At 34.7% G+C, this 20163-nt stretch carries 18 protein-coding genes and 1 other RNA gene; 9 read left to right on the top strand and 10 right to left on the bottom strand.

Going from position 1 to position 20163, the window contains the following annotated elements; translation table 11 throughout:
- Positions 1-17 precede the first annotated feature (17 nt).
- The 5 genes from dltB to GJU32_RS00730 all read right to left on the bottom strand — a co-directional run bounded on the left by dltB (position 18) and on the right by GJU32_RS00730 (position 6183).
- Positions 18-1181, bottom strand: a complete 1164-nt coding sequence (gene dltB / locus GJU32_RS00750; protein ID WP_155590051.1) for a D-alanyl-lipoteichoic acid biosynthesis protein DltB — start codon at positions 1179-1181, stop codon at positions 18-20.
- The gene (gene dltA / locus GJU32_RS00745; RefSeq protein WP_155590050.1) at positions 1178-2650 is read right to left on the bottom strand and encodes a D-alanine--poly(phosphoribitol) ligase subunit DltA; all 1473 of its coding nucleotides are present in this window, start codon (positions 2648-2650) and stop codon (positions 1178-1180) included. The genes dltB and dltA overlap by 4 nt, the downstream gene beginning before the upstream one ends.
- 17 nt (positions 2651-2667) lie before the next feature.
- Positions 2668-2805: a teichoic acid D-Ala incorporation-associated protein DltX gene (locus GJU32_RS00740; protein WP_155590049.1), complete on the bottom strand. Its 138-nt coding sequence runs from the start codon at positions 2803-2805 to the stop codon at positions 2668-2670.
- Between the two features lie 280 nt (positions 2806-3085).
- Positions 3086-4732: an alkaline phosphatase gene (locus GJU32_RS00735; protein ID WP_155590048.1), complete on the bottom strand. Its 1647-nt coding sequence runs from the start codon at positions 4730-4732 to the stop codon at positions 3086-3088.
- Positions 4733-4953: 221 nt separating this feature from the next.
- Positions 4954-6183: a transglutaminase domain-containing protein gene (locus GJU32_RS00730; RefSeq protein ID WP_230874889.1), complete on the bottom strand. Its 1230-nt coding sequence runs from the start codon at positions 6181-6183 to the stop codon at positions 4954-4956.
- 224 nt (positions 6184-6407) lie between these two features.
- Between GJU32_RS00730 and secG the strand changes: the two genes are divergently transcribed.
- From secG to ssrA, 5 genes are all read left to right on the top strand, one after another.
- Entirely contained in the window at positions 6408-6635 is a 228-nt protein-coding gene (secG, locus tag GJU32_RS00725; RefSeq protein WP_008173196.1) for a preprotein translocase subunit SecG, read from the top strand.
- 190 nt (positions 6636-6825) lie between these two features.
- Positions 6826-7572 carry an alpha/beta hydrolase gene (locus GJU32_RS00720; RefSeq protein ID WP_155590046.1) on the top strand — a complete coding sequence of 249 codons (747 nt, stop codon included), beginning with the start codon at positions 6826-6828 and terminating at the stop codon, positions 7570-7572.
- 38 nt (positions 7573-7610) lie between these two features.
- Positions 7611-10079 carry a ribonuclease R gene (gene rnr, locus GJU32_RS00715; protein WP_155590045.1) on the top strand — a complete coding sequence of 823 codons (2469 nt, stop codon included), beginning with the start codon at positions 7611-7613 and terminating at the stop codon, positions 10077-10079.
- Between the two features lie 71 nt (positions 10080-10150).
- Positions 10151-10618 (top strand): SsrA-binding protein SmpB, encoded by a 468-nt coding sequence (smpB, locus tag GJU32_RS00710; RefSeq protein WP_155590044.1) that lies wholly within the window; start codon positions 10151-10153, stop codon positions 10616-10618.
- Positions 10619-11082: 464 nt separating this feature from the next.
- Positions 11083-11438: a transfer-messenger RNA gene (gene ssrA / locus GJU32_RS00705) on the top strand.
- Positions 11439-11571: 133 nt separating this feature from the next.
- Here ssrA and GJU32_RS00700 read toward each other — a convergent pair.
- The 4 genes from GJU32_RS00700 to GJU32_RS00685 form a co-directional block, all read right to left on the bottom strand.
- Positions 11572-12738, bottom strand: a complete 1167-nt coding sequence (locus GJU32_RS00700) for a site-specific integrase (protein WP_155590043.1) — start codon at positions 12736-12738, stop codon at positions 11572-11574.
- A gap of 101 nt (positions 12739-12839) precedes the next feature.
- Positions 12840-13085, bottom strand: a complete 246-nt coding sequence (locus tag GJU32_RS00695; protein WP_155590042.1) for a helix-turn-helix domain-containing protein — start codon at positions 13083-13085, stop codon at positions 12840-12842.
- Positions 13075-14721 carry a DNA primase family protein gene (locus tag GJU32_RS00690; RefSeq protein ID WP_196426552.1) on the bottom strand — a complete coding sequence of 549 codons (1647 nt, stop codon included), beginning with the start codon at positions 14719-14721 and terminating at the stop codon, positions 13075-13077. The genes GJU32_RS00695 and GJU32_RS00690 overlap by 11 nt, the downstream gene beginning before the upstream one ends.
- Positions 14714-15268: a hypothetical protein gene (locus tag GJU32_RS00685; RefSeq protein ID WP_155590040.1), complete on the bottom strand. Its 555-nt coding sequence runs from the start codon at positions 15266-15268 to the stop codon at positions 14714-14716. The genes GJU32_RS00690 and GJU32_RS00685 overlap by 8 nt, the downstream gene beginning before the upstream one ends.
- A 294-nt stretch (positions 15269-15562) precedes the next feature.
- Between GJU32_RS00685 and GJU32_RS00680 the strand changes: the two genes are divergently transcribed.
- Positions 15563-16966, top strand: coding sequence for a hypothetical protein (locus tag GJU32_RS00680; protein ID WP_155590039.1), 1404 nt, complete (start codon positions 15563-15565; stop codon positions 16964-16966).
- Positions 16967-17484: 518 nt separating this feature from the next.
- Here GJU32_RS00680 and GJU32_RS00675 read toward each other — a convergent pair.
- Positions 17485-17949: a JAB domain-containing protein gene (locus GJU32_RS00675; protein WP_155590038.1), complete on the bottom strand. Its 465-nt coding sequence runs from the start codon at positions 17947-17949 to the stop codon at positions 17485-17487.
- A 255-nt stretch (positions 17950-18204) separates the two neighbouring features.
- Between GJU32_RS00675 and GJU32_RS00670 the strand changes: the two genes are divergently transcribed.
- The 3 genes from GJU32_RS00670 to GJU32_RS00660 all read left to right on the top strand — a co-directional run bounded on the left by GJU32_RS00670 (position 18205) and on the right by GJU32_RS00660 (position 20135).
- Positions 18205-18387, top strand: coding sequence for a hypothetical protein (locus GJU32_RS00670; RefSeq protein WP_155590037.1), 183 nt, complete (start codon positions 18205-18207; stop codon positions 18385-18387).
- A 548-nt stretch (positions 18388-18935) separates the two neighbouring features.
- On the top strand, positions 18936-19277 hold the full coding sequence (locus tag GJU32_RS00665; RefSeq protein WP_155590036.1) for a helix-turn-helix domain-containing protein: 342 nt from the start codon (positions 18936-18938) through the stop codon (positions 19275-19277).
- A 441-nt stretch (positions 19278-19718) separates the two neighbouring features.
- Positions 19719-20135, top strand: a complete 417-nt coding sequence (locus tag GJU32_RS00660; RefSeq protein WP_155590035.1) for a hypothetical protein — start codon at positions 19719-19721, stop codon at positions 20133-20135.
- Positions 20136-20163 lie beyond the last annotated feature (28 nt).

The following is a 20163-nucleotide window of genomic DNA, read 5'->3' as shown; positions in this document are numbered from 1 at the left end:
GCTTTTTCAGCCTTTGGTTAAAATAATTTGCCAGAAAAAATATAGAAGCCAAAGCAAACGGCATTAAACGTGATGAATACGCCAATGGCATGAGTCCATTTGTTTTTTGGCCAACGCTTATGCTTTTTATTCCAGCGTTCAAACTTATCAAAACATATAATTAATAGGGCATGATAGAGTCCGTAGACTACAAAGTGCCATTCTAGACCATGCCAAATACCCATTAAAAAGAACAGTAAAAAGAAGCCCATATAGGAAATGGCGAATTTATTTTTCAGCCATTTTTTCTTTGTCATCCAAAGCACGAATCGCATATACACATAATCTCTAAACCAGAAGGAAAGACTCATATGCCAACGGTTCCAAAAGTCTTTAATATTGCGACTGGCGAATGGGCGGTTAAAGTTAATAGGCGTTTGTATCCCCATGATTCGACTAACACCAACTGCAAATGCACTATAGCCAGCAAAATCAAAGAATAAGTAAAAGCTATACATGTACATATACGCAAGTTGGCCTTGGAAAGGTGTCAAATAGTTATACGTATGATTTGGCAAATAAATAAGCGTGTAGTTGTAAATTAAATACGCCAAAATAAATTTATATAAAAAGCCTACAAAGATATAGTTAATACCGCTCAACAAAAGTTTTTGATAGTCTTCCGAAGAAGGCACTGTATGAAAATCCTTTGAAAAACGACGCCAACGATCGATAGGACCTGATGATACTGTAGGAAAGAACAGTAAAAAATAGGCTAGCTCTAAGACGGAAATTTTCTCCTTCATTAGGCCATCACGGGTTTCTAAAATCATTTGTACAGCTTTAAAGGTAATGTAGGATACACCAAGGAAGCCAAATAAATGATGTAAACCAAGAATAGGTAGTACTTTTACAAGGACAAGCGGCAAAATTGATAATAGTACAGCCATGACAAAGATTGTGCCGCTATTTTGCAGAAGTCGGTAGCGTTGATAAGCCACAATAAGGACTACCTGGAAGACCGTAAATAGAATGAGCGAAATGGACCCATTCAACGAATTTCCAAAGATCATGGCTAAGACAATCACCGATACAAATAGATTATAGTGTTTCGATGATTTGCCTCGTAAACCTAATAACATGGTTGGTAGTAATAAAAGTCCGATAATCACAAAGAATGCTATATTTCCATAAGGCGTCATACTGTTTCCATAACCGCCAATCCTTTACGATCAACCTTACCATTTGGATTTAACGGTAAAGCATCCATATATTTAAACGTTTTAGGTATCATATAAGCAGGTAAGTACTCTGATAAAAGTCCTTTTAACTGTTTGGTCGTTTTGAAGGCAGAGTCCTTTAATGGCTCTCGTAAAACAAGATAGGCGCTTAGAGAAATAATTTCTTTCTCTTTATAAACGGGTATAACCACACAGCTTGAAACAGGTGGAAGGTTGCTTATTTGTTTTTCAATTTCTTCGATTTCTAAACGATAACCATGTAGTTTAACTTGGAAATCCTTGCGACCAGAAAAGAACAAATAGCCATCTTGCTCATAACCCATATCCCCAGTTTGATAGATGCGATTGCCAGCTACAGTCGGGAAGGCCTTCGCGGTTAATTCAGGCGCTCCTAAATACCCTGCACTAACAGTTGGACCTGAAATCACAATTTCTCCATCTTCTACTAAAGACACGCTTGGATCCGTAATTGGGGCAATAGGTAATTGCTCAAAGCGTTCTACTAACTCTTTTGTCACCTCAACATAGGATACAGCCACAGTTGTTTCCGTTGGTCCGTATAAGTTGAAAATGGTCGCCTGTGGAAAACGCTGCATTAACTCGTTACTAACCGCTAGTGGTAGTACCTCACCACAGAATAAAAAAGTATCTAATGCTGGCATAAGCTCTTGATTCCACTCTTTGTTCATTAAACACATCTTGGCGAAGGAAGGCGTAGAAGTCCAAACACGGGTATTCGATGTAGCTAAGGAATCAAACAACGCTTTAGGGTTAGCAATTTCTTGTTGTGTAATCGCATAAAGCGTATGTCCTCCTACAAGAGCTGGATAGAGATCCATCACAGATAAATCAAAGGAATAAGGTGCTTGATTTAAAAAGACGCCATCTTTTTGTAAAGGGAAGTGCTCCTGCATCCATGTGACGAAGTGTGCTAAATTATTAGCTGTTATTTGTACACCCTTTGGTTGACCAGTTGAACCTGAAGTGTAAATAATATAATGAATTTCCTCATTCTGCACCCATGCTGTTGACGGAGGTGTTTCTGATGAGGAGGACTCTAACATATCGCTCACCGCCATAACGGGGATGTTTGTCAGCATGTATAATGGCTCTGTTGTGCACAATAAGCCTGCTTTAGATGCTTCTAAAATGAGCTGTAATCGTTCGGTTGGGGTTGACGAGTCAACGGGTACGTATGGGTGACCAGCCTTTACAGCACCTAAAAAGGCAACAATTTGTAGAGGGGACATATGTCCATAAACGACAATAGGTTGTTGTCTCCGTAAGTTAAGCTTCATCATATAATCGGCCACACAATCCGATAAGTGCCAAAGCTCACCGTATGTTAAGGAGGCATTGTGCGTTTGATAAGCAGTTCTTTGTGGCTGCTGGGTTGCCACGCGTTCAATAGCTGCTAAAATACGTAACATAATTAAATCTCCTTTATTTAAAATTCCGTATATATAAATGGTCCAGCGTTCATATCATGGAAGCCATGTATAAGAAACAGCAGTACCAAAACGATCAAATAAAATAACGTCAAGCCAATAAAGCGTAAATGCTCATTATTTTTGATGGATTGCATTTGTCCACCTCCAATGAAAAAAAGTATAGGATTAAACTTTCAAAAAATAGTAATTTACTAGTTAAAAATCCTTACCTTATGTTTTTAACACTGATTTGACGGAATGTGGAGAAAAATGTTGCTGAATTAAGATGAATTCAGTAAATCATAAGATTAAATTAAGGTAAATTTAAGGTTCTGGAGGAAAGTGTGGATACTTCAAATTGTTGGATGGTCATTTTTATGTAAAAAAAGCGCGAACATAAGTGAATAATCTCAACTTATGTTTGCGCCATTGTTTTTATTTCATTGCATTGATAACTTTTTTTGATACATAAAATTCAGAGCCGTTGTAGACATTAATTGTGTCAAATGTATGGGTCTTTGCAGTATTCGTTGAAGTTTGTTCATAAATCATTGTATTTTTATTGACTGGAATTTTCACTGTCACATCCGCTTTTTGTGCAATAAATGTTGGATTTTCTTTATCCGATAAATCGATTTTTGTAGTAAAGCCCATTTCTGCAAAGGCTTTTGTTGCTGGCACATATAAATCATTTGTCAAAGCATTTAAGTCAAAGCCCATAAATTTCGCCATACTATGAGCTAAATCAGTGTTTTCTACAAGTCCTGTCAATTTAGAAGGACCGAAAGAATATAAGAATACATCTTCACCAGTATGGCCACCTGTTGTATAGCCAATGTTTGCGCGATTTGCTAGCATTTTAACCATTTCACTGCCTAAGTCTTTAGCAGATTTTAATGTAGATAACTCGTCTTCAGTTAATTGATCTAAACCATAAAGGGCAGCTACCTCTACTAAATTGGAGCGATCTTCTTTTAGTTGACTCAATGCTCCTTCAACCGTCATCGATGCTTTTTTCAATGGATCAATATAAGCAGAGACTGGAATGTTTGAATAGGTACTCGTTGTGTTTGCGTTCCCCATTGTAATCCCGCTATTCCCATGGTCTGTAACAGCAATAACTAATGTATTGCCATCTTCCTTCGCGAAATCTACTGCTTCTTTTACCGCATCATCAAACGATAAAATATCGCTAATAATACCGATTGTATCATTGGCATGTGCTGCCCAGTCGACCTTACTACCCTCAACAAAGAGGAAGAAGCCATCCTCATCCTTTTTCAGTGTATTGATCGCTTTATTAGTCATTTCAGCAAGCGTAGGCTCAGTTGCTCTTGTTTTTGCACGATCTAAGTCATAAGCAAGTGCACTTGGTGCAAAGCTTCCCCAAATTTTTGAGGACTGACTATTGACTAGCTCATCACGCGTTTTAACTAGATCATAACTTTTATCATTTAGAACTTTGATTAAATCCTCGCCATCTTTACGAGCATTTTTAGATGTACCTGGTGATAACGATTCTAAACCGCCACCTAATACCACGTCTATGTTTTGGTAAACTTGCTGCTCAGCGATATCACCGTATTGACTTCGATTGTTAACATGTGCTGAAAAACCAGCTGGTGTGGCATGTTGAATTTCAGAAGTAGAAATTAATCCAGTCGACTTGCCCTGCTGCTTAGCCCCTTCAAGCACATTGGCTACAGGTCGGAAAGCATCCTCTTGAGAGATTTGCGCTAATCCAGGTGAATTAATCACCGATGGTAGCACACCTACATATTTATCGTTCGATTTATGGCCAGTTGCTAACGCAGTAGCAGCAGGCGCAGAATCGGTAATGGCTGATTCAGCAGAATATGTGCGCATAGCACCCGATAAAATTTCATCCATTGCTAAGCTCTCACCTTTATACCAACGAGAAAGGGTTACAGCATTATTACTGCTTCCATCCATCACAAGCATAATGACATTTGTCGGTTTATTTACTTCTGCTGCTTGTACCTCTTGTTGTGGGATACTAACTGCGGATAAAGTCACTGCACTTGCTAAAAACAATGAAGTCCATTTTTTTGCGTATTTCATGATTTTCCTCCTTTAGGTGATTTCAAATGTAAGTGTAAAGGAAGGGTGTAAAGCTACCGTTAATAATTTGTTAATAAAATATGGTAATAATGTAAATGTGGAGGTATATATCTGTGGCGTTGTGGTGATTTTCCTTTCGTTTGGACTTTTTCCTGGATGCTACGGATGAGTCAAGAGAAGAATAGAATCTGTGAAAAAGTCACACAGATTCTATTGAGGCCTTACAATTTTTGTTGATGTTGTGAGCCGTCTAATGTTTCGTAATATAAAATACCATCTTGGATGTATAAATTAAGCACTTCATCCTCGAATAATACTTCTTCGGAACCGTCATCGACATTAATTTTTGTTAAATAGCCAGCATTGTCATAGTCACTGCAATAAATGGAGTCACTATAAGTAGCTAAATAATAGCAGGCAGTTTCTGTAATTTGCTTATTTTCATTCGTGGCAACATCATAAGAATAGACCTTATTATCGTTCAGGCTGTTATAATAAATCACAGTATCTACGGTGTTGGCATACCACATATCATGCATAAAATCATAGTCATCACTCGTTGCGGCAAAGTAGTTTTCAGTTGCCCATAAATGATCTTGACTTAGTTTTTCATCATTAACTAAAAAATATTCATAAGAAACCGTATAGGGTTCTTCGGGATCAACATCATTCCAAGTTGTATCAAGATGATACCAATCGTCATCGATACTGACTAAGTTCCAAGCATGTAGTTGATCCTCGCTATAGCCATAAACATATTTCGCATCAAGATCAGACGCTAAAAACAGACGATAAGCAAGTAATGCATAAGCCTGACATACCGCAGTTTCTTCACTAATTAATTCAAAAACAGACTGGCCCTCAGTAGAGCCTTGTTCTGTATACGTTGCTAACTGTACAACATAATCATTAATCGTTTTAGCACGTTCAAAATCTGTCATTTCTTTCGTGATATACTGATCTGCAAACTCTTCCACATATTGATTGACCTTTTGCTCCTTCTTAGCATCTGTGAGGTAATCAATCGACAATTCAACTAAATAGCCATCATCTGTTTCCCATGCTGTCCATTCATAGGTAAGGAAATAACCTGCTGTATACGGATCTACAAAAGTAATCAAGCTATTTAAATCATTTAGTTGTACTTCAAAATCCTCGAAATCGAGCTTTCCTGTATAAGGAACTTCAAAGTGCTGTTCAAATTTAGCTACTTGTTTTTCAACCCTTTTTGTAAATTGTAGTAAAGCAGGATCATCCTTAAATAGCGTTGTTGAGAATAATTCCGAAGGTGAAAAAGATTCGGATAGTGCTTTATTTTCTGGCTTTTTCACATCGTTTTTTGTTTCTTCAGCTAAGGTCTCTGTTGTTACATCATCTTCTTCAAGTAGTATATTAATTGCTTTTGAGCATGCTGTCACAAAGGGAATCATACAGCATAATAAAAGCAGCATTATTATTTTTTTGTTCAAAACTTCTTTCCTCCAAAAAAATCTTTTTTTACCATTATAAGATAATTTGGAAGCGTGTGACATCCACTAATAGTAGTAAAAGGTGACAAGTAGACGTGCATAAAGCGGAAAATTCCTACTAAACATAAAGCTAAGTTTGTCATGGCAACCTTTTTTTGTTATAATATAGTCTGTTGTGATGTTTCAAAGTTCGGGAGGTGCAGTGAATGCATACAGTAGTATTAGTTTCATTAGTTATCGTATCATTAGCGTTAATCGTTGTGGTATTACTTCAATCTAGTAAAAGTGCAGGCTTATCAGGTGCCATCTCGGGTGGAGCTGAGCAACTATTTGGAAAGCAAAAAGCACGTGGTATGGATTTAATCCTTCACCGTGCAACAATTGTGTTAGCAATCCTATTCTTTATTTTAGCAATCGCTATTACAAAAATCTAATAGTTGAAGATATTTCGCCTAACCAAATTGGTTGGGCGTTTTCTTTTATCATTACCTAATGGTAAATTCTCTCTCCATAGCAAAAAATGAATTGTAACCCAATAGCCAAATGTCATTCACTAAGGCATAAGCGAGGTGGCGATAATGGGTATAGTATGTATGAGTGTTTCAGGAGGAAGGAGTACTTACAATGAATAAATCATTATCACAGCCATTTTTCTTTCAAGCAGGTCCACGTGCCGTTTTATTATTACATGGCTTTACAGGAAGCTCGGCAGACGTGCGAATGCTTGGTAGATTTTTAGAGAAAAAAGGGTATACTACATTAGCACCTCACTATAAAGGTCACGGTGTGGAACCGGAAGAACTAATCACAACAGGTCCAGCTGATTGGTGGCAGGATGTCGTAGCTGCCTACAAACAGTTACAGGAAGCTGGCTATCAGGAAATTGCCGTTGCTGGCCTCTCACTAGGCGGTGTGATGGCATTAAACGTAGCATTAAATAACCCTGTTAAAGGCATTGTCACAATGTGTGCCCCTATGACTATGCGTACAACAGATGTCATGTTCGAGGGTGTTTTAAAATATGCTAGAGACTATAAAAAATTCCAAGGTAAACAGCAAGAACAAATCGTCACAGAGGTTGCACGTATTGCTGAAAAAGGCATGCCATCTCTTCAGGAGCTTCGTGCATTTATTGCACGTACACGTCAAGAAATTGACATGATTTATGCCCCTATTTTTGTTGTACAAGCTACAAATGATGAAGTAATAGAGACAGAATCTGCCAACATTATATATAATCAAACTGAGTCACTTGATAAGCACATCAAGTGGTATGAAAACTCAAAACATGTTATTACATTAGATCAAGAAAAAGATCAATTACATGAAGATATTTATCGCTTTTTAGAAAGCCTAAATTGGGCACAATAAATTATAAATAGGATTTTCTCATGAAGGAGGGAATATGTATGAAAGACCAAAAAGATACACTACAAAGTCGTTTACTCGATTTTTTCGGTCAAGATGAGTATAAACCATTAACTGTCGGAGAAATTGAGGATGAATTCGGCTTTGAGGATGCTGAGGAATTTAAAGAGCTTGTTAAAACGCTTGTTCGCATGGAAGGGCAAGGCTTAGTTGTGCGTTCTCGCTCGAATCGTTATGGCTTACCGGAGCGGATGAATTTACTTAGAGGTAAATTTATTGGGCATGCGAAGGGCTTTGGTTTCGTGTCACCTGATATTGAAGGCATGGATGATGTGTTCATCCCGCCACATGAAATTAACGGTGCAATTAATGGAGATATCGTTTTGATTCGTGTCTTAAAAGAATCATTCGGGGATCGCCGAGAAGGAACTGTAACAAAGGTCGTTGAGCGTGGTCAAACAAGCTTTGTCGGCACATTCCAGGCAAATCGTGGCTTTGGCTTTGTTGTCTTAGACGATAAAAAGCTACCAATGGATATCTTTATCGCTAAAGGTGATACATTAGGTGCTGTCGAGGGACACAAGGTTGTTGTTGAGGTTGCAACATGGCCTGAAGATTTAAAATCTGCTACAGGCTATATTACGAAAATTTTAGGGCATAAAAATGATCCCGGTGTAGACATTTTATCGATCTTATATAAGCATGACATTCCACCTGAATTCCCAGATGAAGTCATCGCTGCTGCACAACGAGTACCAGATGAAATTACCGAGGCTGATTTAGTTGGCCGCCGTGATTTACGACATGAAACGATTGTGACGATTGATGGTGCTGATGCAAAGGACTTGGATGATGCAGTAACCGTAATTAAAAATGTAGATGGTACTTATAAGCTTGGCGTACATATTGCAGATGTTAGTTATTATGTAACGCAAGGCTCAGTTATTGATATTGAAGCTTACGACCGTGCGACAAGTGTCTACTTAACAGACCGTGTCATTCCAATGATCCCACATCGTTTATCAAATGGCATTTGTTCATTAAACCCACAGGTTGACCGTTTAACCCTATCCTGTGAAATGATTATTGATGCTAGTGGGAATGTGATTTCACATGAAATTTTCCAAAGTGTTATTAAAACGACAGAGCGTATGACCTATAAGGACGTTTATAAAATTTTAGAGGAGCAGGATGAAGCGTTAATGGAACGCTACGAGCCACTTGTTCCAATGTTTAAAAACATGGCTGAGCTGTCTAACATTTTACGTCGTAAACGTGAATCACGAGGGGCGATTGACTTTGACTTTAAAGAATCCAAAGTGATCGTTAACGATGAAGGATGGCCAGTTGATATTGAAATACGTGAGCGTACTGTAGCAGAGAAATTAATTGAAGATTTCATGCTAGCTGCCAATGAAACAGTAGCAGAGCACTTCCACTGGATGAATGTACCGTTCCTATATCGTATTCACGAAGATCCAAAGCCAGAAAAGCTTCAACGCTTCTTTGAATTTGTCACGAATTTCGGTATTTTAATTAAAGGTACAGGTAATACCGTCCATCCTAAGGCGTTACAGGATGTATTGAAAGCAATTGAAGGTATGCCAGAAGAGCCTGTCATTTCAACGATGCTCTTACGCTCGATGCAACAGGCAAAATATTACCCTGAAAGCCTTGGTCACTTTGGCTTATCAACCGATTTCTATACACACTTCACATCACCAATTCGTCGTTATCCAGATTTAATCGTACACCGTTTAATTCGTACGTATTTAATTAATAAGGATACGTCTCGAGAAACGGTTGCACAGTGGAGTATGGCAATGGATGAAATTGCTGACCATACATCAGAGCGTGAACGTCGTGCTGTCGATGCAGAACGTGATACGGACGCCCTGAAAAAAGCACAATATATGTCCGATAAAATTGGTGAAGAATTCGAAGGAATCGTTTCATCTATTACAAACTTCGGAATTTTCGTGGAGCTGCCAAACACGATTGAAGGACTTGTCCATATTAGCAATATGACGGATGATTACTACCGTTTTGATGATCGTCAAATGATGATGATCGGTGAACGAACAAATCGTCAGTTCCGAATTGGTGATGAAGTGACAGTTCGTGTTGCGAATGTCATTATTGAGGAGTCATCCATTGATTTTGAAATCGTTGGAATGGTCACTTCATTTGGTCGAACACGCAAAGCAGCACCGACTGTTATCCACGCACGTAAAAATTATAACGATAACAAAGATGGACGAAGTCGCCGAAGCACACGCAGCGACGAGGAAAAAGGCGGACGTGGTGGCGGCAACCGTAGAGGCGGTCGCCAAGAGGAAGGCGGAAGTCGTGGTCCAAAACGCGGGGAACGCAGTGAAAGCGACCGTGACCCACGTGGACGCCGCAAAGATGACTCAAGCCCAGGCCCTAAAAAACATGTAAAACAAAAGCAAAAGTTTTATGAGGGCGTCGCAAAGAAAAACAAAAAGAAAAAAACAAAACGTAAATAAGCAGGAGCGAAAGCGTCCTTTGAAAGGATGCTTTCGCTGAAGCTCAACCTTTAAAGTAGAGGGTGAATCATATGGCAAAAGGTTCTGGAAAAGTATTAGCACAAAACAAAAAAGCTGGACACGATTACTTTATTGAGGACACAATCGAAGCAGGTATGGTCCTAACCGGGACAGAAATCAAATCCATTCGTGCAGGCAAGGCCCAACTAAAGGACTCCTATGTTCGAATTACCAATGGCGAAGCATGGATTAGCAACATGCATGTCAGCCCCTTCGATCAAGGAAACCGTTTCAATCACGACCCACTGCGCGCCCGCAAATTGCTACTCCATAAAAAGCAAATCGGCGAGCTAGTCGGTGCCGTGAAACGTGACGGCTACACAATCGTTCCATTGAAAATGTACATCAAAGACGGCTATGCCAAGCTATTAATCGGCGTCGGCAAAGGTAAAAAAGACTACGATAAACGCAACGACATGCGCAAAAAAGAAGCCAAACGCGAAATGGAACGTACCTTCAAATCCAAAAATCAAATTTAATAGATTCCGAGAAAGCTCACTATTATTGGTGAGCTTTTTGCTTTGGGGTTGGAGTGCCTGTTGCAGAGTGTAGTGAGGTGCTGACGAGGCGATAGAATGGCGGGAGTGACGGATAGAAATTGATGCGATGAATAGAATGGCGGAAGTGACGGATAGAGATTGAAATGTAGTGGATAATGGCGGAAGTGACGGATAGAGATTGAAATGTGGTGGATAGAACGGCGAAAGTGATGGATAGAACGACTAAAATGATGGATAGAAAGCTCAATCTGGCGGATAGCATAGGTGGCTAAGCCAATTTTTTCTACTATGGCGGGACACTTGAACTATTGCCAAATTTGTTTTATAATATGTATTACTGATTGCCAGATTTCATGGAAGCGTACTTTTAAGCTCCCACCGTACTAGAAGCAATTCTAGCTCTTTGTTTGAACGAGGCCCAACCGCTTCGCTTCATATATCAAGGGGACGTTACGGATTCGACAGGGATGGTTCAAGCTTTAGTCGCGCGTCGGAGGGCTCGGCTCCGTCATCAACGACAGTTATATAATAACTGGCAAACAACAAAACTTAGCTTTCGCAGCGTAAGCTCGTAAGCGCTCTGCCTCTCTATCGCCCATGTAGAGAACGTGGGGCCCAACTTTAGTGGGATACGGTCGGTGGTGCCATCTGAGTCACCGGCAAGAGATTTCCAGGTTAGCGTACAGGACGCCTGTTTGTCGGCATAATGTTACGTGAATCCCAAATAGGCAAACTACACGCGTAGAAGCTGAAGTATTGGAGTCTTTGGACGCGGGTTCGACTCCCGCCGTCTCCATTTTCTGAAATCGAATGATTTCAATGAGTGTCAAAACCCTTGATAATACAGGGTTTTGACACTTTTTTAATTTCATCCAATATCACCTGTTTTCAATCATATCTAGTCAATTTCTAGTCAAAACTCAGTCAAAAATTTAACCTTCTAAATAGCTCACAAACTTCTGTATAGCGCCTTCTTTGGCCTTTTTCGTGACGTGTGTATAAATGTCTAATGTAGTTTTTACGTCAGAATGGCCAAGTCGATCCTGAACTTCTTTAATGCTTGCACCTGCTTCAAATAGCAGAGAGCAGTGCGTATGGCGTAAACCATGTGGTGACACTTTCTTCAAAGTGTATTTGTTTTGAACACTATACATCCACTTCTGAACTTGACTAGGTTGGATAAAATCGTTTTTAGTATTACTAAACATCAATTGATTTTTCTTCAGAGTATTGATGCCTAACTGAATATATTGCTGCTTTTGAAGTATATTCCATTCTTTCAAGATCGATAAAGTTGTTTCATCTAATTTGATCGTGCGAGGTTTACCTGTCTTAGTGGTCTTCAAATAAAGCTGTGTTTGTTTACCACGTCCAATAGCTTTATTAATAGTTAACTCACTTTCCACAAAGTTCACATCATTCCATGTTAAAGCTAATGCCTCGCTTTTACGCATGCCTGTATAAGCAATTAAACGGAATAGAGAATATGCTTTATAGTTTAGGTGATCTTTTGCTTTCTCTAAAAATGAAATTAACTCTTCCTTCGTATAAAAGTTTTCATTTTCATCTTCAGTACTCTCCATAAAGGTTTTCTTAATTTTTGTCTCAACATGGGTGAAGGGATTTGTTTGAATAAAGCCATGCACAATAGCGAAATCCAATACTTTTTTAGCATAAGATTTAATTGTACGAGCTTTTTTAACTTTTGCGGCCCATTCATTGTAATGTTTTTGACAAATAGCGATCGTAATTTTCTCGATACGGTAACTGCCCATAGAAGGTAAGATATGATTTTTAAAGTAGCCGACTGTTTTAACGAAGGTACTTTCTTCAACTGTTTGTTCGTATTGGGTGATCCAAAGATCGTATACTTCCTGATATGTCTCTGTGCTTTTTTGTTTGTATATGCCTTCGGAGACTTGAAGTTTGATACGAGCTAAAGCAAGCTCAGCTTCTTTTTTTGTTTTAAAACCTCTACGGGTAGTACTGCGAGCTTTACCTGTAAGCTCGTCTACACCTAAATAAACTTGGAATTTATAAAACGTCTTACCATCTTTGTTTTCATAACTTTTAATGGGTGAAGAATTATTATTTGTCATAGTGATCCTCCTAATATCGATGCGGGGGCAAGATATAAAAAGAGGATTGGTCCTCACTGTTATAATATATAATTTAACTGAGGAAAAATCCGCTTGAAGTATTAAAAGCTATGCTCATCTAGGAAGCGGTCGATTTCTTTCTTTGATACGCGTTTGATACCGTCAATTTTGCATATTTTTAATCCTTTATGGGGGAATTTCATAAGGGTATTGTAGGAAACACCAGCATATTTTGCGGCTTCCTTCATACTCAGCCAATTTGAGGTACTTTGACTTGAAATTTGGTTGACTATGGCTGTTATTGCCTCTAAAATTTTGCCATTTAATTTATTTTCATTAAACTCCATTATTATCTTCTCCTTCATAATAATCAATTAATGTAATTCCAATGTAGCCATTTCGATTTTCATTGTTCATTCTAAATTTAGTTTTTTTAATATTAAATTGTGTGGTTAATAATTTTTGCATTTCAAATTGTGATGTTGGTATAAGACTGTATTTTTCACAATAAGCTTTATAAGCCGTGTACAAATCACTACTAAAGATTTTCTTATTATTAGAAAGTATACATTCATCATTTATGAAAGCTTGGCATGAATTTGAATTACGCTCGAATTGCAATAAAGTATCATCAATTAAGTTTGTATTTGTAAAGTTAAAGTTATTATTTTTCCATCTGATGAATCCCTGTACAGCCCATTGAGCAATAAAATCTATTTCCTTTACTAGTTTTTCAAATAACTGTGGATCTTGTTTCTCTTTTGGAATGGTGTTTAAAAAAGGGAAAATCTCTATTCTCTTTGAAAAAGCATTGTAGTTATCTGTACCTTTTATCTTTGGCAAGCTATTGCCAGCAAAAATTAATGCTGCTGAATTTATAAATTTGAAGGGCTGATTATATAGTGGTTTTGCAGTTAGGGAATCGCCACCAGTTAATTTTTTTATAATGTCTAATCTAGAAAGTGAAATTTCTTGCATTTCAGCACAAGTATTTAGTTTCATTCCATAGAGTTCGGCTAAATATTCAGGACGGTTTAATTGGTCGATACTAATAGAAGTATAGTATTTTGGTCCAATCATATACTCCAATAATTTCAAAATAATAGATTTACCAGAATCTTTAGGACCCAATAAAAAAGGGATGATTTTAATATTTCTCACTTCAGAAATTACGTAGCCAAACAATTCTTGTAACCTAGTTGCTAAAGCTGAATCATTTTTACTGATATCATCAATAAATTTAATGAAATAGGTACCTTTAGTTTCTTTCTTAATATAATCTGCATTAATAACAGATGTGATGAAATACTTTTGATCGTGGCTAAGTAACTTCTGTTTCTTAATGTGAAAAATACCATTTTTAAAGGCGATTAATTTTTGCTTTTTTTTCAAGTCTTTAGAAGAGTCTACAATTATTGATGTATCTGAAAGAATCCAACGATATATTTCGTGAATTAACCTAGAATTTATTTGTGATTTCAAATTTGGTGGAATATTTCTCCTTATAAAGTTATCTGCTCTTTCGGATGAAAGAGCGATATAATATGATTTTTTGTTATCCCAATAATGAGGTAAATTGTTTATTATCACAAAACTAAATTCGCTAATTATTAATTCAGCAATTTTATTAGCTGGTAAATGAGCATTTTTGTAATTACTTTTTACAGTTTTATTGTTTGTTTGAATAGTTGATAAGGAATGCAAGTATTCTTTGTTGTCATTGCCCTTGTGGGTAATGTTGGAAAATAGTTCGTTTATATCAGTATTTGTTTGAATAGTTGATAAGGAATGCAAGTATTCTTTGTTATCATTATTTTTATGGGTTATATCTAGAAATAATTTGTCTATATCAGACGGGTTTATAGCCTGTTCATATTCAGCAAAAATATTGGTAGTATCATTCGACTTGTTCAATTCGGGATTAACCCTTCTCATGGTAATGTTTTCAGGGCGATAGTTATTAAAAATGTCATTTTTAGACATTTTTTGCATCTCCTTTGATAACCTTCCAATTTATAATACCTTTTGAATGAAGAAGGGTTTTGATAAATAATTCACCAATCCTTTGCTTACCACTTATTTTCTGGATGCAATCATTTTCATTGTTAAAGTAATATGAAGATAAATATTCGTAGTTTTCATCGGCAAAATAAATAAATATACTTTCTATAGTGTCTTCATAGACACATTTAAGTTTCGAACTTTGTAATGACAAGATAAAGGAATTAAATAAAGCGTTAATTCTTTTTGGAGCATAGTTTTCTAATTCAAAAGTTATTATACATTTAGAATTAAAATCTATTTTAAGGTTTTCACAATGATTAATAGATACATTTTTAAAGTATCCCTTAGATAAAAAGTAATTTTCACTATTTATAATTATAAGCGCACTTTCAGGGATGTTGATGGACGTATGATTAATCAATTTCTTTTCCGTACTGTCAATAATTAACGAGAAGAATTTCTCGTCATTTGCAATGCTTTTGTCATACATTTCTTTGCTTTGATTGATTATTTTTTCTGTATTCATCTTTAAATTCTCCTCTGTAACTAAAATTGTTCCGCGCGGTGTCTTTATAATTTATCTTAATTAAAGATATTGGTCATACTTAGCTTTACGGATTTATTCAAAAAAAATATAGATAAAATGGGAAATTAAAATTTGATAAATTAATAATGGTTTTAAATGTTCCAAGTGTTCCAAGTGCTTAGCGAAAAACTTCTTTATATTCCAAAATCGTATTAATTGATAAAATGAATAATAAGAAATAAAAATTCTAAGAATAATTAGAACACTTGGAACATAGAGGGAGTGTAGTCTGCAATGTTTATTGATATAGATGAAAAAATTGCTAATTTAAATTCAGTAATAAAGTTAATGGATACCGAAAATTCGAAGTATATTTTTTCAGAAATTATGGATAATGTAATCGAAGTGAAAATAAATAAAAAACTTACAAATCCTTTAGTACATATTGAAGATGATTATGAACTTTTTTTGGATAACCTAATTGTGGAGGAAGATGAAGTATTACAAATATTTATCGAAAGAAATAAAGTGGGTAACAAAGAAGACATACAAAGATCCAGAGATAAATTATTAAAAGAAGCAGAGAGTTTTGAATTTGGTGGAGTTAGTAATTACTTATATGAAGAGATTGATGATGATTTACTACAGAAGTCTGACTTACTATATCGTTTGGAATTGAATTACTCTTATAATTTAGAAGAGATAGATATTATTGCTGCAATAATATTGGATTTATTAATTGAGCTTTTTGTTGAGGAAATAGAATCTTTTGATAATCAAAAACAAAAAGGAATATTAATACAAGATACTATACAAGAGCTATTATTCTTAAACGCAAGTGATTTAATAGAGTCTGTTAAATTTTCAGATAGTTATGAATATGAGTTATTTGAAAAAGGAAAAGCTATAAATATAGAAAAAATTATAGAACAAATTGAAATGCATTATGATCATATTAGTAATAAATTTAAAGTTCCAAAACATTTAATAGGTGTATATACTTATTGTCTAATGTTAAATTCAAGATGGATAGACACCAACGGAAAAATTTTGAATCAAAAAGTACTTAATTTAAAAAATTCGAAAAATAAATATGTTAATAATGAGGAAAGTAAAAAATATTACTCTACCTTACACAATAATTTCCGAGTTTTTTGTGAAGTTTTAAATGATTTTCCAATCAGCGAAAATAATATATCTGCGAATGTATTTCTATTCAACAAATATTCTAATTTATTCGATATCTTCTTGTTAATTGAAACTTCATTTAAATTTGCAACAGGAGATTTAAGTGAAAATAAAAAACATTTTATAAAAGCTGAGAATGAAAACTTTATTGAGATATTAAAAATTCCCGGAATGTTGAATTTGAAAAGAACGATACAACACTCAAAATATGAGAAATTTATTGAAGAGCCACTGCATATCGAATATTTAAAAAGGCTAATATCTTCGATTAGAGCCAGTATCTTAAGCACTTTAAAAACAAAATATAATGAGAATTATAGAGTGGAGATTATCCAATTAATTGAAAAACTCGACCCATATAGTACTTGGATTGAAAAAATAAATGATTATGAATGGTTTAACTTTAATAATGAAAAAAAAGGGGAATTTGCAAAGATCTTTTCAGTATATTGTAAAGTCATTTATGACAAAATAGTGCGAAATGAAAAAGAAATTAATAAAATAAAATAGCAGATAAAATAGCCTATTTTATGATTTTGAAGTGTTATCATCTATGAACAGATTGAATACAAATCGGTCAATTTAAAGTGTGTAAGCAAAGTATTAAAACTATTCGTAATATTCTTGACTAAAAAGATAATAAATCATTTTTATCTTGAAGTGAGTGAATTTTCCTGTCTTACTAATTCTAGAATGGAGGAAGAAGATTGATAGGTGCCATCTAAATATTGTTCGGCATTTACCAAGATACTTGGATTATATAGATTTAATAAGAAATAGAACTTAGAAAATTAAAAGGGAGGGGGCTGTCCCATAAGTCCATTTTGGAATAAAATCATATAAATCAAAAGGCAGAGATGTTTTTAATTCAACGTTTCTGCCTTTTGATTTTTATTCATAAATCGGTTTTCTGGGACAGCCCCATTCTTATAGATGAAATCTAATTCGAATCAGTGTCATCTCTCAATAACTCAGTTAACACAGCGACAACAATAGGCAGTAAGATTTTAATCATTTAAAACACCTCTTTAATTGATATATCCACTCTCTTTTAAAGAAAGAAATGAATCTTCACAAATAATCAGATGATCTAATAATTCAATGCCAATGATATTACTGGCTTCTTTAAGTCGATTAGTCACCTCTATATCTTCAGCGCTAGGGATTGCCACATTGCTTGGATGATTATGTGCAACAATTATAGAAGCAGCATTACTTAAAATAGCACTTTTCACCACCTCACGTGGATGTACAATACTTGCATTTATACTACCTATATGAACAGTTTGAATACATGTAGGCTGATTTTTAGTATCTAAACATAAAACAACAAAATGTTCTCGATCATTATCCCCTAAGAAATCCCTAATTATTTCATAAGCATTTTGCGGGGAGCGGATTTTGCGATCTTTGTACATAATGCTCCTTTCTCGAATTAATTTAATTTGTACGATATTTATCCGTTTTGCATGGGAGATTTTTTTATCATCCATTTTATTCAACCCTTTCCAAATTAATAAAAAGACGCAGAGTGATTATTACAATCACTCTGCGTCTTTCTATTAAAATAATATATATTTATTTTTTAATATAATACTAAAAATATAGATTGTCTTTACAATTTCACTAGTATTGTCAATACGGTATTGGATAGGTAATACACCATTAAAGTATTGACAATACATTTAAAGTGAAATAAAATGTATTTAAAATACAAAAATGTTTTGATAAAACAAGGAGGTTTTTAAATGAAAAAAAATTACGTATTAATAGATGAAATCATGCAGCATGCAAGCCAAGTTCCTTTTGAATGTCAAGAAAAAATCCTTGATATTTTGCGTGGTATGGCATTCACAAAAAAATGTTTAAAGAAAGAAATTGCGCATATAGGCGAAAATAAAGAACTAGATGAGAATCAACATAGCAAATAATTTAAAAGTTTTATTTTTAAATATCTATATTCTTACATCACGTTAAAATTAAAGGACTAAAATACTAAAATGGCTATTTTGCCTTTGCTATAATATTAGCTTATTTGATTGGTGGTGAAACATATGGCATTTCCTGAAGCTCTGGTTCTTATTTTGACTATAGTATTATTTTTATTATTCTATATAGGCTATCACAAGATATTCCAAGTAACTTATTTCAATGGGCTATCCTTTGTATATCTTATATTCATATGTGGTGCTCTAGCTTTTATTGCATCTATCCTTATAGTTTCAAAAGTATTAAATTTAGCATAAATTCATCTAAAAAAGGACTTATTATACAAATGACTTTAAGTCCTTTTTGTATGCATTGATATTCATCTTTTAATATTAGTAAAAGTAATCAGGTCGATTTTATTAGTCTTATAAATTTTACGTAATTACTAAAAAATGTATTGGAAGTACTGTGTAATGTATTGTCAAAACTTTAATGTATTGACAATACTTTTTTTGTCATGGTAATCTTCTTTTAAAAGGCGGTGAATAGATTGTCACTTGGTGAAAGATTAAAAAAAGCTCGAAAGTCTAAAGGGTTTACTCAGGAAAAACTGGCTGAAATGATTGGTACATCGCGAGGTGTTATAACTAATTTAGAACACGATAAAATTGAAACCCCGCAACCATTGATTATTAATGCTTTATGCGATTTTTTGGAAATAAATCAAGGGTGGTTGTTGCATGACATTGGTGAAATGAATAATATTGAAGTTTTAAAAAGTGAAAAAATATTATCAGAAATTTACAACTTAGTAAAAGAACTATCTGAAGAAGAGCAATTGTACATTCTTGATGTGATTAAATCTTACAGAAAACATATAAAGAAAAGTTAAGGGAAAAAACTTAAATTATACATTATAAAGTAATTGGATCCTTTAAATTGAATACCATTTGCCTTTTTATAAACACTATTGCTTTTTTCGAGCATTATGAACTGTTTTAAATCTATATTATTATAGTGAAATAAAAAACCTCAATTCTTTTAATGAATTGAGGTTTTTTATTGGAATAAATAGAATCATATGGGGGGAAGCCTTTTAGGGAAGACAGTTTATTTAATTTTATTCAAATCAATTCAAAGACAAATTTATCTTCATAGAAGATGTAAAGAAAGATTTGGGGGGAAGTTAAAATATTTAATTTCAGTTTGTCTTTATAAAAATCTTTACTCAAATCACATTCAAAAATAAAATCTATGTCGATCTAAATATTAATTTTTCATAGAAATTTATTATATAATGGACATAGCATTTAGGATAGGCGGGTGAAATAATTTGAAGGGTATAGATATTAAAAAAGCAAATTTACTTTATCCATCACCTAGCGGATTAAATATTTATTTAAGTGAGAATAAATTAAATGTTGAAGAAGGTACACCTTTCTCGCATCTAATTTATGAAAATTATCAATTTGCCTTTTTAATTACTTTAAATGAAGGAGTTAGTATTACAGAAAAAGAAGATGGCACTTTGTCTGTAATGAAAAAATTTCTTCTTAAGGAATTTAATATTCCCTTAAATCAACAGTATATATTTGAGTGGGATAATAATATCTATGAGAAAGGAATTCATTATTTGGTTGAGACAAGTGGAGATTCTTGTTCCTTTTTATTATTAAAGTTAGATAATGCCAAATACTTTATCGTTCCAACATCTATTTCAGGGAAAAATTGGCGCGATATTATAGGATAAGTATTTATGCTACTATCTTTTGATGTAT

Source organism: Lysinibacillus cavernae (genome assembly GCF_009724685.1).
Taxonomy (GTDB): domain Bacteria; phylum Bacillota; class Bacilli; order Bacillales_A; family Planococcaceae; genus Lysinibacillus; species Lysinibacillus cavernae.
Note: the sequence above shows the minus strand (reverse complement) of the source record. Positions and strands in the feature narration are given on the sequence as shown.

Coding starts and splice junctions, on each gene's coding strand:
- dltB (WP_155590051.1), bottom strand. CDS start 1,181: ATGACGCCTTATGGAAATATAGCATTCTTTGTGATTATCGGACTTTTA.
- dltA (WP_155590050.1), bottom strand. CDS start 2,650: ATGTTACGTATTTTAGCAGCTATTGAACGCGTGGCAACCCAGCAGCCA.
- GJU32_RS00740 (WP_155590049.1), bottom strand. CDS start 2,805: ATGCAATCCATCAAAAATAATGAGCATTTACGCTTTATTGGCTTGACG.
- GJU32_RS00735 (WP_155590048.1), bottom strand. CDS start 4,732: ATGAAATACGCAAAAAAATGGACTTCATTGTTTTTAGCAAGTGCAGTG.
- GJU32_RS00730 (WP_230874889.1), bottom strand. CDS start 6,183: ATGCTGCTTTTATTATGCTGTATGATTCCCTTTGTGACAGCATGCTCA.
- secG (WP_008173196.1), top strand. CDS start 6,408: ATGCATACAGTAGTATTAGTTTCATTAGTTATCGTATCATTAGCGTTA.
- GJU32_RS00720 (WP_155590046.1), top strand. CDS start 6,826: ATGAATAAATCATTATCACAGCCATTTTTCTTTCAAGCAGGTCCACGT.
- rnr (WP_155590045.1), top strand. CDS start 7,611: ATGAAAGACCAAAAAGATACACTACAAAGTCGTTTACTCGATTTTTTC.
- smpB (WP_155590044.1), top strand. CDS start 10,151: ATGGCAAAAGGTTCTGGAAAAGTATTAGCACAAAACAAAAAAGCTGGA.
- GJU32_RS00700 (WP_155590043.1), bottom strand. CDS start 12,738: ATGACAAATAATAATTCTTCACCCATTAAAAGTTATGAAAACAAAGAT.
- GJU32_RS00695 (WP_155590042.1), bottom strand. CDS start 13,085: ATGGAGTTTAATGAAAATAAATTAAATGGCAAAATTTTAGAGGCAATA.
- GJU32_RS00690 (WP_196426552.1), bottom strand. CDS start 14,721: ATGTCTAAAAATGACATTTTTAATAACTATCGCCCTGAAAACATTACC.
- GJU32_RS00685 (WP_155590040.1), bottom strand. CDS start 15,268: ATGAATACAGAAAAAATAATCAATCAAAGCAAAGAAATGTATGACAAA.
- GJU32_RS00680 (WP_155590039.1), top strand. CDS start 15,563: ATGTTTATTGATATAGATGAAAAAATTGCTAATTTAAATTCAGTAATA.
- GJU32_RS00675 (WP_155590038.1), bottom strand. CDS start 17,949: ATGGATGATAAAAAAATCTCCCATGCAAAACGGATAAATATCGTACAA.
- GJU32_RS00670 (WP_155590037.1), top strand. CDS start 18,205: ATGAAAAAAAATTACGTATTAATAGATGAAATCATGCAGCATGCAAGC.